Origin of the sequence: Planctomicrobium mucosum, from assembly GCF_051466335.1 — a bacterium.
Lineage (GTDB): Bacteria > Planctomycetota > Planctomycetia > Planctomycetales > Planctomycetaceae > Planctomicrobium.
The window spans coordinates 4159596-4171920 of record NZ_CP195793.1; the positions used below are offsets into that span (position 1 = coordinate 4159596).

Below are 12325 nucleotides of genomic sequence, written 5' to 3' on the forward strand. Positions count from 1 at the left end.
AGTAAAAAACAGGAGCCTCCGAGAAATACGGAGGCTCCTGTTTTTATGTGGCTATTGACTGCACGTCGATGAATCGAAACTCATTGCCCCTGCTCAAGTCTGGACCAGTCGACCACAGGAATTTCGTCCCGGACCACCGATTTGATCCCTGTTCTCTGACTGGTTTTCACTCCCTTTCCGCCCCGCGCTGTGACGGCGTACTTCATCTGGCCATAGCTGATCGACTTGTCATGCTCGTTGACGACTTTCAGAACATCGCTGGGGCGAGTTAATCGCTTGGCTGCAATAACGACATCGTCTTTCTCGACGAGTTTCAGCCCGCGGACACCCTTTCCAGCACTGTTGAGGATTTGAACTTCCGAGACCGGAAAATGAATTAAACGGGCTGCTTTCGAGATGAGGAACATGGTGTCTTCCTCTTCCATGATCTCAACATGGACAACGCGATCTCCATTTGCCAGACGGCAGTATTTTCGACCGCTCCGGGTTGATGGAGAGCGAAATGCACTCAGCGAAACCCGCATCACCTGCCCATGGGCTGTGGCGACAACCAGATAAGGGCTCGGAGGAAATCCTTCCCATTCGACATCAGATGGAGTGAATCGAGGATCTGTGGTCAGCATCGTGACGACAGTTGCACCATCACTCAGCTTCACATGTTTGGAAAGCGGTTCCCCGTATCCTGTCGATGGAGGGACCTGATCGATCGGCATCGTGTAGGCGACGCCGTCGCTGGAGAAGATCACGACTGAATCCAGCGTGGAGCCCGGACAGATCGACAGTACCTCTTCCCCTTCTCGCACCCGCAATTTGTCGACGGTGGAGATTTTTCCGACTCGGCGAATCCATGCTTCTGTCGTCAAGACAACGTTGGTGTTCTCTCGCACGATATACGCGAGTGGATCGAACTCGGAAATCTCATCGGATGATCCAAGAATTGTTTTTCTCTTTGAATCGAAGGTGGCTCCGAGACTTTCCAGTTCGGATCGCACCTCTTTCCAGAGATTCTTTTCGGAACCCAGAATTTTGCGGATGCGGGCTGCTTCTTTTTCCTTCTCCTGGAGTTCCTCCCGGATTCGACCAATTTCCAGAGAGGAAATTCGATAGAGCATCAATTCCAGAATGGCGTTTGCCTGAGCTTCGTCCAAGGGGAACGCCTTGACCAGTTTTTCGCACGCATCCTGCTTGCCTGAACTGTTTCGAATGATCTTCAAGGCTTTGTCGAGACCATCAAAGATGATGGCGAATCCACGCAGAGTATGAAGTCGTTTTTCAAGCAAACCCAATTGATACTCGAAACGTCTTCGAATCGTCCCAAAGCGGAAATCGAGAAAGTGCCGAAGAATCTCGACGAGCCCGCAGCGTCTTGGAACGAGCACTCCATTTTCGGGGACCAGACAGGTCGCGTTGTAAGCGAAGTTGTCTTCGAGTCGCGTGTGTTTATACAGGTAGGACATCACCGAGTTCGGGTCGGAACCGGGCTTGATGTGAAGGACAATGCGCAAGCCGTGCTCGCCATCGGACTCATCCGCGACATCCAGCAACTGAGGAAGCCGGCGTGAATCCCGGATGTCTCCCAATGAATTCACAAGTGTTCCGGTTTCAACACCATAGGGAATTGAGAAGACGACCAACCGGTCGGTGATTTCCTTCTTCCCTTCCTTATCGAAACGCCATTCGGCACGGACTTTGAAGGACCCCTTGCCTTCCTCATACGCTTCCCGGATCTCTTTTCGATCCGTGACAATCCGGCCTCCTAACGGGAAGTCAGGGCCCTTGATGTACTTCATCACCTGCGCGACGCTAGACGAGGGGTCGTCGATCAGCGCAATACAGGCTTTAATCACTTCACCCAGATGATGCGGGGGCATGTTTGTCGCCATCCCCACCGCGATTCCCTGTGTTCCGTTGACGAGCAGATTCGGAAACTGAGCGGGTAAAACGGCTGGTTCTTCGTGGGCCCCATCGTAGGTAGGCCGCATGTCGACTGTGTTCGACTTCAGCTCCTCCATCAGCCGTTCAGCGATGCGAGTTAGCTTGGCTTCGGTGTATCGATCGGCGGCCGCGGGAAGCCCCATGATACTGCCAAAGTTCCCTTGGCCGTCCACCAGCTTTTCACGAAAGGTGAAATCCTGTGCCATTCGCACCATGGCATCGTAAATCGCAGCGTTTCCGTGGGGATGGAACTTACCCATCGTATCCCCGACGATACGCGCGCACTTCACGTATTTTGCATCGGCTGTCACGCGGAGTTCGTTGTACATGACGTACAGAATTCGCCGCTGTACAGGTTTTAATCCGTCCCGAACATCTGGCAATGCACGGGACATGATGACGGACATCGCATAATTCAAATAACGACGTCGAGTTTCGTCGCTGATCGAAACGTATTGGAGTTGATCTTCAGCCTCTTCCGCGTTTCCGTTTTTGGAGGATCCGTTCGCGACCATAAGACTATTTTCAATTTGCAGTAAGGACGAAACAACAACTTCAAACACGCTCTGGACGAATTGTCGACCGTTCGTAATAGCGAATCACGCCGACGACAACAATCATCCAAGTTGAAAACGACACCCGGCCCATTGACCGAAGTTTTCTTCTACCTTCACTGTCAGCGAAGTCAGATTGGAAACCTTTAGCCGATCCAGCATCTGCTCTCCCAGCCATTGAGCAATCAGTTCTGCGGTCGTTTGCTCAACCGGTAGCAGGACACATTCGTCTTTTGGGAATACCCAGCGGCGGCGATCGTATCGCACTTCGATCTCCTCCTCCTGAACGTCAACACGGATCTCCGGATGCCGATCTGGCAACAGCATGCGGTGGTCCAGCGAGTCACAGAGTGATTGCAGAGTATCTCTCAATGCGATGAAATCGAACACGAATCCGTTCTCATCCAGAGTTCCTTCCACCTGAGCAGCGACACGGTAGTTGTGACCATGAAGTCGCTCGCAGAAGTCTCCGATGGTGATGAAATGTCCCGCTGAAAAGACGAGATGGTCTTTTGTGACGTCGACAGTGAATTGCCGTGAAATCGTTCTGATATCTGGACTCAAAATGCCCCCCCCATCCTGCGGTCTACTCTTGTACTGGCAATCTCGACAGAGCCGGTTGTGTGACAGGTTGCCAGACCCCATCCCGCATCAAACTGAAAAGAGTTGCTGCAATGAGATCGGCCGTGGTGCCGGGGTTGCGACGATGCCCATCGCCCCGCAACCAAAGATCGAATTCCTCGATGGCATTGGCAGATACCAGGTTGTCGCTGGTCTCCAGTGAAACGATGCGATTCGCTCTTCGTTGAGCTTCGATCGCGACTTCTTCACCACACTTACGGAGGATCAACGAGTCCGACTGGTTTGCGAGATAGTCTAAATGCAACCCGACAATGGCTTCCAGTTCATCCTGTCCCTTGCTGAGCCTAGCAAGGAACCGCTCGCAGCCGAATCCCAGAACATCTTCATATGAATGTGTGTACTGCCATGCAATCTTGTCGGATGGAACCTGCGCCATCGCTTCGAGGATTGTGATTTGCGGTGTTTGAGAGACATCGTTTTGATCGACCTCTCCGAGTCCACCGGGCTGCGCATGGCGAATCGCTTCATAGATGAGTGCTGTTTGGCTCAGGTCGATCCCGCGAAGCACTGACTCGATTCCAGCGGCACAAGAAATCCCCAGCGGAATCGCAGCGAGTGGAGCAAGCAACAACACCATCCCAAGGTTTGTATTGGTGCCGACCGCTGACCGGGTCGCCTTCACTGCATTGAGAATCGCCTGACCGACTCCGGAGTCAGCAGACACCGCGAGGATCGGAGCAATGACTTCAGCGGAGCGGACAAAGTCGTCGTAGGTTAAATCAGCAAAGCGTTTGCCGGGAGAGACGTTTCCGGGTTTAGGAGCGGTGCATTCAAGCAAACACGCTGACTGCAAAAAAGCAGCCAACGTGTTCGAATTCGACTGAACGACAGCGGTCACCGGCAATCCCTGATATCAACGGATCAGAGCTTTGAGCGTTTCAATTCTGTCAGCAAGCTGTTGAGTCCAGCTTCGACTGCATTTTGTTGGCTCAGACCTTCAGGTAACCCTGCAGCTTTCTCGGTGAGCTGAGTAAAGATGATCTCAGCCTCTGCCACCAGTTCGTCACCGCAATGCGCGGTCATGGTCGCCATTCCACCTTCTTCGCGGGCATCTTCCAATGTCGCGGTGTAGATCAGCTGATCACCTGGTCGTGCATGTCGATGGGAGATGAACTTTGGAACTTTCGCGAGGAAAACCAAGTACTTGAACTGGAAAGCTTCTCCAAGAAGAATCCCCCCGGTTTGGGCCATACCTTCCATGATTAGCGATCCTGGCATCACAGGATAGCCGGGAAAATGGTCATGGAGATGCTCTTCCGCCAACGAGATGTTCTTGACCGTCTTGGCGTATTTGCCACTCTCAAACTCAATGAATTTGTCGATCCAGAACCAGCGCATGTATATTCCCAAACGGCATTCCAGGAATGCACTCTTCAAAGAAAGAAGGAACGAGTTGAGCCGCACAAGGTTCTGTACGGCTAAACCCGTTAACTCAAGTCACGAAACACTTCCTGCAGAATAGAGACTAGACTTTGCTAGCAATAAACTTGCAGATCATGTCGACTGTGAACAAATCTTGCACGTTAGATGCTTTGGGATCAGCAGCAAGCTTGTCCACGTTTGCGTGTGGCATGCTCTTGCGGAGTTCCTGAATCCCTTCCTCAGTGACCTTGCCGTCTTTAATGTAGCCAGAATCAGCTGTCAGCATGTGTTCCGGGAACAGTTCAGCACGAGGAATCTTGATATCGAACGCCTTCTCGAGCCGGAAGACGATGTCCAGAAAGTCGATTGACTCAGCGCCCAGATCGCCCATCAGTGTTGCTTCCGGAGTCACTTCATCATCTTCGACGCTCAATGCGTTGATCAAAACTTCCTGAACCTTCGAAAATACCTGCTCTTCACTCGCCATTTTCAGAAACTCCGTAATGAATGTCCGGACCATATCAGTACGGACGAAGACTCACCGTCGAACCCAACCATTCAGTGGCAAAGACGACGGTGAGCACGTCTTACCCAGAGAATTACTCATCAATCTTCAGGCGATTTCAACGACTCAAAATCGCCTGTTGAAAGCCAATCGGCATGTTAACCCGACTTCTTGATAGCAGAACGCCCCTTCTGAACACCAAACGTCAAAATAGGATTTCTGCGAGAAATATTCTACTAAAATCCGCCGAGAGTCAGTCCACCGTCGACGACGAGGACATGTCCGGTGATGTAACCAGCTTCGTCGCTTGCCAAGAATGCGACTGCGTTCGCGATGTCTTCTGGCTTACCCAGACGACGTACCGGAATCTGCTTCGTCAGTTCTCCCCCTGCGAGGTTACGCACAGCTTCAGTCATATCGGTCTCAATAAATCCCGGTGAAACTGCGTTCACGGTGATGTTACGACGACCGATTTCGGTTGCGAGGCAGCGGGTCAACCCCTGGATCCCCCCCTTGCTCGCAGCGTAGTTTACCTGACCCTGATTACCGAATTCTGCCGCCACGCTGGACATGTTGACGATACGCCCGTATCGCTGCGACATCATCTGACGCATGGCCGACTGGCAGAAGTTGTAAACGCTGTTCAGATTTGTGGAGATGACTGCGTTCCAGGCGTCTTCTTCCATGACCGCCAGCAGACCGTCGCGGATGATTCCCGCATTGTTGACGAGGATGTCGATGCGTCCCCACTTTTCAACGACAGCGGCGATGATGCGATCAGCGTCAGCCTTAACAGCGACGTCGCCCTGCAGAGCAATGACTTCGTAGCCTTTTTCGGCCATTTCAGCGACAATTTTGTCCGCTGATTCTTTACTCGCCTTATAGACGAAGGCGACTTTTGTCCCTTGGCTGGCAAGCTTTTCAACGATTGCCTTACCGATCCCTCGGCTTCCCCCGGTGACGAGGGCTGTGCGTCCTTGAGTGCTCATGTCTTCTCTTCTCCTAAGTCAGTTGAAACAGGGAGGCTTGGGAACTTATCACGCCGCCGGAATGGAACTCGGCAACGAAGGTCACGGGAAAAGTGAACTCCCAGTCAACCTGTTCAGGCTTTTCCGCCACGCCAGAGGACAGCATATAGGCTGCGCAAGCTGGCCAGTTCTAAATCGTCTGCACTTTTCATCTCTGGATTCTGACTCGAGAGATTGAATTGTTCGAGAACAAGACGCGCATTGACAGCACTCGTCCCTTCCATCGTCCCCGCAACTTTAAAGGACCAGGATCCCTCTTCCTTCTTCAACACTGTCGTCACAATCTCCAGAGTCTTCCCCGGAGAGACGAAATTGTTGAACTTCACGCCTTTGGCTTCTTTCAGAAGCACGGTGCTGTATTTGAAGTCTTCAGAAGCACGCATCAACCAGGCACTTGCCTGTACCATCGCTTCCACCATCAGCACGCCGGGCATGATAGGGAAACCTGGAAAATGGTCCTGCAGGTATTCTTCAGCCAGAGAAAGAGTCTTGATCGCAGTGAGCGACTCGCCAGGCTGCACCTGAGTGATCTTGTCGATGAGTGTGAATCGCATTTATCGATGCCGTGCCATGCGCAAAAAGGAATGTGTTCGAAAGCTTGTGCTGGAAGCCTATTTGATTCGCTAAAATTATCTAGGGTGCAGGTTTCTCTACGAACCAGTTTCCAACACCGTCCGAATTATCGGTTCTGACGAGGGAACTCCGGGGCAGAATTCGAGTGAATTATCAAATGCGGCAATATAGGGCACTCGCCTTCGAGTGACAACCAGCCCTGCGAATTGTTGATTGTCAAGGTTTTTGACGAAAACGCTGAAGTTTCACCCATTTGACTGTGTCGATTGTGTCGGATCTGGCACGCATCCGCCATTGAGTTGATGTTTTCTACGCATTCAGCTGAGTTTGCCCGACAGTTTCCACCATAAAAGCTACGATTTTCAGCGTAGCCCCCTTGTTTTGACAACGATTTGCGTACTCTGTCACTTGAGCCTATCAATTGGGTAGGTCCGCAACACATCGACGAGCGCCAATTTCTAGTTCCAAAGTTCACCAAGACGGAGAATGAGCAGTGGGAAAACTGAGTCTTGCCGGCACATCATTGACTGCTGCCATCCCAGCCGGAGCTCTCGCTTACGTCCTGTTGATGGCTGTTCTTCAGAGTCTCGACAAAATGTCGACGACTCTCAAAATCGCCGTGATTGCGACGCTGCTGGTTAGCGCGATCGTCGCCATCCTCCCGGCTTATTTACTCATTTGGTATCGCCGTGATCCTGTCGTCAGGGATAAAAAGGCCAAAACCAAAGGGAAGCCTGAAGCAGCCGCAGCTGTCGCTGGCGATGAACTCACCGGCGACGACCTGACGGGAGAACTTCCTGCAGATGGGATGGATCTGACCGAAGAATTCCCATCAGAGACCCTGAGTCAGGATGAAGCATTCGAAGAAGATGTCACCGGCGCCTACGGCGAAACCGCTCAGGAATTTGATATGTCGGGGATCGAAGACGAATTCTCTCCAGAGGGAGAATTCGATCAGGATCGCGAAGCGACTCTGGAATTTGACGCCCATGATGAAGACGACTTTGCCTCTGCATCGAACGTGGAAGATGACTTCACATTCGATGAATTCATGGACGAGGATGAAGACGACAAGAAGAAATAGAGCCCATTTCCCGAATTCACTGCGGGTCGCTGCCAGCCCGATGAGTCGTCAAACAGATCACCGTCGCCATTTGCCGAAGCAGGACCGCGAGGAAGTGGCTGATTGACCTTCCAAGTTTCAATAAACCAAACAAGAAACGCCGCTCAGAGTTGAGCGGCGTTTCTTGTTTTGATCATCAGCGTTTATGCGCCGGCGCGAGCAACTTTGCGGAGTATTTCTGCCCCCTTGAGAAGTGTCTCATCTGGAGCAGCATACGAAATCCGGAAGTGGGTGTCCGCGTCGCTGAAAACGTTCCCGGGGATCACAAGCAGCTGATTTTCGATCGCCTTTTTGACGAACTCGGAACCTGTTCCCCACGGTGCTTTCGGGAACATGTAAAACGCTCCGCCTGCTCCTTCAATCTCGAAGTCGTCCTTGAGTTCTGCCTTCAGCAAATCTCGTTTTCTTCGGTAATCAGCCGCTCGATCACTCACGTCGTAGTTCCAGGCGGTGACCGCTGCCCATTGCGCGGGATGCGGAGCACAGACGAACGTGTACTGCTGCAATTTCATCATTTGCTGAATGATGTGTTCGGGACCATGAGCCCAGCCAACCCGCCACCCGGTCATCGAATGCGACTTGCTGAACCCATCGATCACAATCGTCTGGTCGTTGTATTTCGCTGGACTGACGAACGCGCCGTCGTCGCAGAAAATTCGATAAATCTCGTCGCTCAGCAGCGCAATATCATGCTCTTTGGCGATTTCTGCGAGGCCGCGAACCTCTTCTTCGCTGGCGACGTGACCTGTTGGATTACATGGACTGTTGAGGATGATTAACTTGGTTTTCTCGTTAATCGCTGCTCGCACCTTATCCAACGGGATCTTGAAGTCGGGATAGGTCGAAATTGGACGAATTGTGCCGCCAGCCAGCGTCGTCAGGTGCTTGTACATCACGAAATAAGGATCGAAGACGATCACTTCATCGCCAGGATTCAGAAGTGTTGACAGCGTCAACATCAGCCCCCCGCTGGTCCCGCTTGTGACGAACGATGTTCGATCAGCATGGTTGTACTCCTCCTTGATTGAGCCTTGAATCAAATCAAGCAGCGGTTTGATTCCTTGCGTTTGGCTGTAGGCGTTTTTTCCTTCCTCGACAGCCTTTTCGAGCGCCTTCTTGATTGGTTCCGGCGTGTCAAAGTGTGGTTGACCGATGCTCATATTCACCGGATTCACCATTTTGGCTGCCAAGTCGAACACTTTGCGAATTCCTGATGCGTCAATATTTCGCATCCGGTCAGCAACCCAACGCTCACTCATCGTTATCTCGCCTGTTGAAGAACCATCCACAATGAAAATCGATCGACGTTACCGCGTCGTTGCGGGGTCGCTCATTCCGATTTCTGCAAACCCTTTCTGGCGTAGCTGACAGGAATCGCAGCGTCCGCACGGGTGACCATCCGGCAGAGGATCGTAGCAGGTATGAGTCTTGCCGTAATCCACTCCCAGCGACAATCCACGTTCAATGATCTGTGCTTTTGTGAGATGAATCAGCGGGGTGTGAATCTGGAATTTCCCCTTTCCCTCGACTCCTGCCTGTGTCGCCAGATTGGAAAGCCGAGCAAACTGCTCGATGAACTCTGGTCGACAATCGGGATAGCCGCTGTAGTCAACAGCATTCACGCCGATAAAGATATCAAAAGCACCTAATACCTCGGCCCACGCCAATGCCAACGAGAGAAAAACCGTATTTCTCGCCGGGACGTATGTGATTGGAATGGCCTGCGACATCGCCTCGTCAGTCCGCTCTTTCGGGACTTCGATATCTGACGTCAGCGCGGAACCGCCCCATTTCGCGAGGTCGAGATTCAACGTAATGTGCTCACTCGCGTTGAACGCTTTCGCCATTGCAGATGCGGCGTTCAATTCGAAGGTATGCCGCTGCCCGTAATCTATCGAGAGGCAATAACACTCGTATCCGGCATCGCGGGCAATTGCCAGGACAGTTGCGGAATCGAGACCGCCGCTGAGTAAAACAACCGCTTTTCGCGGGGAGGTTGTTGTCGTTGTCATGCTGAAATCCTACGAAATTGGGAAGCCAATCGCGAGTTACCGCAAATGAGTGTTCGCCGTTCACGAGGTTTCCTGCACCGGATGTCAGTGACTGCGATAATCTGTTGAACGCGATTCGGTTACGAAAAAAGACGCTGAGAAGAAATCGTCTTCCCAGCGTCTCAAATTCAAATGAGCTTTCGCCAATATCGCTTTAGCGATTTCGCAAAGCAGCGAGGACTTCGTCGGTGATCGCTTTGACCAGTGCTTCCGGGTCAGCAGCGGCTAACTCGGAAAGTCCTGATGGTGGCTGCAAATAGCCGGGGAAACTTGGAGGGGCGTCGAAAGCCTTTGTAACCGGCAATTGTGCATTCACCGAGTTGTAACCTTCGCGGAAGGCGGTGTTGCTGCACAGATCGCAGTCTTCAACGTGGAAGCGTGGGTCATCAAAGCCGAGCTTCTTCTTGAGGTCCAGCAGTTCGCGGGACTTCTGCTCGTTCAGGTAAGTAATTCCACCCAATTGCTTGGAGAGAATCAGAATGCGGCAGTATGCATCCAGAATCTCAGTCTTCCAGTAAGCCTCTTCAAGAGTCTTTCCGAAAGTCACAGTACCGTGGTTCGTCAGAATGATGGTGTTCGACGACTTCAGGAACGGAACCACCGTGTCGGCGAATCCTTGTGCTCCCGGAGTTTCGTAAGGAGCGATCGGAACCTCCCCCATGAACACTTCGATTTCTGGGAGAACGCATTGCGGAATTGGTTCACGTGTCACAGCGAATGCTGTGGCATGTGGTGGATGGCAGTGAACAACAGCTTTTACGTCTGGACGATGTTTCATGATCGTCAGGTGGAGCAGAATTTCGCTGGTGCGTTTTTTGGTTCCAGCAAGCTGCTTGCCATCGAGGTCGACCATGCAAATATCTTCATGCTTCATGAAGCCTTTGCAGATCATTGTTGGGCTACACAGAACTTCGTTTTCACCCACGCGGTAGGAGATGTTACCGTCGTTCGCAGCGGCAAAACCTTTGTTGTAGACGCGACGACCAATCTCGCAGATCCATTCCTTGATCTCCGGATTGTTGAAGAGTGGGTGATACATATCTGAAATCCTTGCTAGGCTCGGACCAAAGATCCGAAAACGTGCAGATGGTATTCTTTGAAGTAAAACTTGTTTTCACATGGGGACAGAGGCCATCCCCGTTCTTTGTTTCTTTAAATCCGGAATGCGGATTTCATCGAGTAATGCCGCGCAATAGGCGTCGAGTGGCTTCACATCTGGATAAAACGCCGCTGAAGCCTCAGCACCATCGCTGATGGCGATCAGTGAACCCGGACCAGAACCGAACTCGTCATATACGACCATCGGTTCGCCACGCCCTTGGACGTCACCTTTCAATCCCGTTCGACTCAGCGGAACCACCAGTTTCCAAATTGCTCCCTGCACGTCTGGATGACAGCGTGAAAGAGAAATTCGACCGATGACTTCGCCAATCTTCATGTTTGATTCTTCAATTCGCCTGTAAGTGTTTCCACATCCAGACTATTTCGCTTCCTGCTGGATCTGTTGAATCAAGTTCTTCAGTTCGAAGAATGAGCTATTTGTCGGGTCGAGACACCAGACATTCGCTCGAATCTGCGTCCGGACGATCTTGACATCACGCGATTCCTGAATGGCAACCGCTTTGATTTTCTCATTGCGATTGGCCAGACATGCTGCCCGAAATGTCTGTTCTGCCAGGATGACCACCGTTGAGGCATCTCCGCGGCAAACGGCACTGATCGCCAACTTGGCTGCGTCATCAGGGCAGCCAAGAATCTCTCGATTCCACTGAGTCGCAATCGACTCCCAAAGCTGATTCACGACGTTTCCGCTTCGAACCACAATCAACAGTGGTCGAAACGGAGAGGACACAGCTGAACCTCGATCGGTCTGGTTCGAGGCGGCCTGCCCATCGGCAATCGTTCCCCGTTCCAGTCGCAATTTGCGGCTCTTGACGACGTCCCAGGCAGCCGGTGTCACGATCGCTTTCGGACGAACTGTGACTGTGCTTGAAACTTCCATCGGTTCCAGAAGCTCAGCTGTGATGACCGCGCTACTCAGAGAGAATCGCCCTGTCTGGACCGGCTCCGGGTGCGATGTCACGGCCACAGGATGAGCGGCAGCGACCGAGGCAGAAACTGTCGGAAGTGCAACAGACGCACGGACACTGTCCGGGCTGATTTTTGTCAGCACGTTCGCAACAATCCGGTCAATCGCGTCTTGAGAAAGGGACATAAGTTACGCAAACAACTCGATAATTTTCGGTGATACTCGGAATGAACTAATCGGTTTTTGGGTCTGGTTGGCCCATGACGATCCATCTCACCGGAGTGTTGTTGGCGTTCATCGCTTCGCCGACAAGCTTTCCGTCAGAACAGATAATCACTTCGCTTCCAATCCCCGCGCCAAATGTGTCGATGGCCAACAGGGGATCGCCATCATCACCACCGCACGGCATCAACGGCTGAACGACAAGAAGCTTCCATCCATTCATGGAGGAATGCTTGATTGTTGACGTTGCGTTTCCGATGACGAGGGCGAGGTTCATAATGACTTGGACTTACTTGACGAA

General features: G+C 52.0%; 14 protein-coding genes. 1 reads left to right on the forward strand and 13 read right to left on the reverse strand.

The window, feature by feature from the left end; genetic code table 11:
• Positions 1–80: 80 nt before the first annotated feature.
• The 7 genes from SH668x_RS16480 to SH668x_RS16510 all read right to left on the reverse strand — a co-directional run bounded on the left by SH668x_RS16480 (position 81) and on the right by SH668x_RS16510 (position 6580).
• Positions 81–2450 (reverse strand): DNA gyrase/topoisomerase IV subunit A, encoded by a 2370-nt coding sequence (locus SH668x_RS16480; RefSeq protein WP_437186156.1) that lies wholly within the window; start codon positions 2448–2450, stop codon positions 81–83.
• A 102-nt stretch (positions 2451–2552) separates the two neighbouring features.
• On the reverse strand, positions 2553–3053 hold the full coding sequence (locus SH668x_RS16485) for a 6-pyruvoyl trahydropterin synthase family protein (protein ID WP_437186157.1): 501 nt from the start codon (positions 3051–3053) through the stop codon (positions 2553–2555).
• Between the two features lie 22 nt (positions 3054–3075).
• On the reverse strand, positions 3076–3969 hold the full coding sequence (locus tag SH668x_RS16490) for a triphosphoribosyl-dephospho-CoA synthase (protein ID WP_437186158.1): 894 nt from the start codon (positions 3967–3969) through the stop codon (positions 3076–3078).
• A gap of 23 nt (positions 3970–3992) precedes the next feature.
• On the reverse strand, positions 3993–4469 hold the full coding sequence (locus SH668x_RS16495) for a 3-hydroxyacyl-ACP dehydratase FabZ family protein (RefSeq protein ID WP_437186159.1): 477 nt from the start codon (positions 4467–4469) through the stop codon (positions 3993–3995).
• A 127-nt stretch (positions 4470–4596) separates the two neighbouring features.
• A complete protein-coding gene (locus SH668x_RS16500; protein WP_437186160.1) occupies positions 4597–4980 on the reverse strand; it encodes an acyl carrier protein in 384 nt (127 codons plus the stop codon).
• Between the two features lie 254 nt (positions 4981–5234).
• Positions 5235–5987 carry a 3-oxoacyl-[acyl-carrier-protein] reductase gene (gene fabG / locus SH668x_RS16505; protein ID WP_437186161.1) on the reverse strand — a complete coding sequence of 251 codons (753 nt, stop codon included), beginning with the start codon at positions 5985–5987 and terminating at the stop codon, positions 5235–5237.
• Between the two features lie 113 nt (positions 5988–6100).
• Positions 6101–6580, reverse strand: a complete 480-nt coding sequence (locus tag SH668x_RS16510) for a 3-hydroxyacyl-ACP dehydratase FabZ family protein (protein WP_437186162.1) — start codon at positions 6578–6580, stop codon at positions 6101–6103.
• Between the two features lie 512 nt (positions 6581–7092).
• Between SH668x_RS16510 and SH668x_RS16515 the strand changes: the two genes are divergently transcribed.
• Positions 7093–7683: a hypothetical protein gene (locus SH668x_RS16515; protein WP_437186163.1), complete on the forward strand. Its 591-nt coding sequence runs from the start codon at positions 7093–7095 to the stop codon at positions 7681–7683.
• A gap of 182 nt (positions 7684–7865) precedes the next feature.
• Here SH668x_RS16515 and SH668x_RS16520 read toward each other — a convergent pair whose 3' ends face one another.
• The 6 genes from SH668x_RS16520 to SH668x_RS16545 all read right to left on the reverse strand — a co-directional run bounded on the left by SH668x_RS16520 (position 7866) and on the right by SH668x_RS16545 (position 12301).
• Positions 7866–8981 (reverse strand): pyridoxal phosphate-dependent aminotransferase, encoded by a 1116-nt coding sequence (locus tag SH668x_RS16520; RefSeq protein WP_437186164.1) that lies wholly within the window; start codon positions 8979–8981, stop codon positions 7866–7868.
• A 48-nt stretch (positions 8982–9029) separates the two neighbouring features.
• Complete coding sequence (gene queC, locus SH668x_RS16525) at positions 9030–9734, reverse strand: 7-cyano-7-deazaguanine synthase QueC (protein WP_437186165.1); 705 nt, start codon at positions 9732–9734, stop codon at positions 9030–9032.
• A gap of 193 nt (positions 9735–9927) precedes the next feature.
• Positions 9928–10812, reverse strand: a complete 885-nt coding sequence (locus SH668x_RS16530; RefSeq protein ID WP_437186166.1) for a class II aldolase/adducin family protein — start codon at positions 10810–10812, stop codon at positions 9928–9930.
• 75 nt (positions 10813–10887) lie between these two features.
• A complete protein-coding gene (locus tag SH668x_RS16535; protein WP_437186167.1) occupies positions 10888–11211 on the reverse strand; it encodes a EutN/CcmL family microcompartment protein in 324 nt (107 codons plus the stop codon).
• A gap of 42 nt (positions 11212–11253) precedes the next feature.
• Positions 11254–11988, reverse strand: a complete 735-nt coding sequence (locus SH668x_RS16540) for a hypothetical protein (protein WP_437186168.1) — start codon at positions 11986–11988, stop codon at positions 11254–11256.
• A 46-nt stretch (positions 11989–12034) separates the two neighbouring features.
• Positions 12035–12301: a EutN/CcmL family microcompartment protein gene (locus SH668x_RS16545; protein ID WP_437186169.1), complete on the reverse strand. Its 267-nt coding sequence runs from the start codon at positions 12299–12301 to the stop codon at positions 12035–12037.
• Positions 12302–12325: the final 24 nt, after the last annotated feature.

What these genes read in the sequence shown, in the direction of transcription:
- SH668x_RS16520 (WP_437186164.1), bottom strand. Translation starts at nt 8,981, where the DNA reads ATGAGTGAGCGTTGGGTTGCTGACCGGATGCGAAATATTGACGCATCA.
- SH668x_RS16495 (WP_437186159.1), bottom strand. Translation starts at nt 4,469, where the DNA reads ATGCGCTGGTTCTGGATCGACAAATTCATTGAGTTTGAGAGTGGCAAA.
- fabG (WP_437186161.1), bottom strand. Translation starts at nt 5,987, where the DNA reads ATGAGCACTCAAGGACGCACAGCCCTCGTCACCGGGGGAAGCCGAGGG.
- SH668x_RS16500 (WP_437186160.1), bottom strand. Translation starts at nt 4,980, where the DNA reads ATGGCGAGTGAAGAGCAGGTATTTTCGAAGGTTCAGGAAGTTTTGATC.
- SH668x_RS16545 (WP_437186169.1), bottom strand. Translation starts at nt 12,301, where the DNA reads ATGAACCTCGCCCTCGTCATCGGAAACGCAACGTCAACAATCAAGCAT.
- SH668x_RS16530 (WP_437186166.1), bottom strand. Translation starts at nt 10,812, where the DNA reads ATGTATCACCCACTCTTCAACAATCCGGAGATCAAGGAATGGATCTGC.
- queC (WP_437186165.1), bottom strand. Translation starts at nt 9,734, where the DNA reads ATGACAACGACAACAACCTCCCCGCGAAAAGCGGTTGTTTTACTCAGC.
- SH668x_RS16480 (WP_437186156.1), bottom strand. Translation starts at nt 2,450, where the DNA reads ATGGTCGCGAACGGATCCTCCAAAAACGGAAACGCGGAAGAGGCTGAA.
- SH668x_RS16510 (WP_437186162.1), bottom strand. Translation starts at nt 6,580, where the DNA reads ATGCGATTCACACTCATCGACAAGATCACTCAGGTGCAGCCTGGCGAG.
- SH668x_RS16535 (WP_437186167.1), bottom strand. Translation starts at nt 11,211, where the DNA reads ATGAAGATTGGCGAAGTCATCGGTCGAATTTCTCTTTCACGCTGTCAT.
- SH668x_RS16540 (WP_437186168.1), bottom strand. Translation starts at nt 11,988, where the DNA reads ATGTCCCTTTCTCAAGACGCGATTGACCGGATTGTTGCGAACGTGCTG.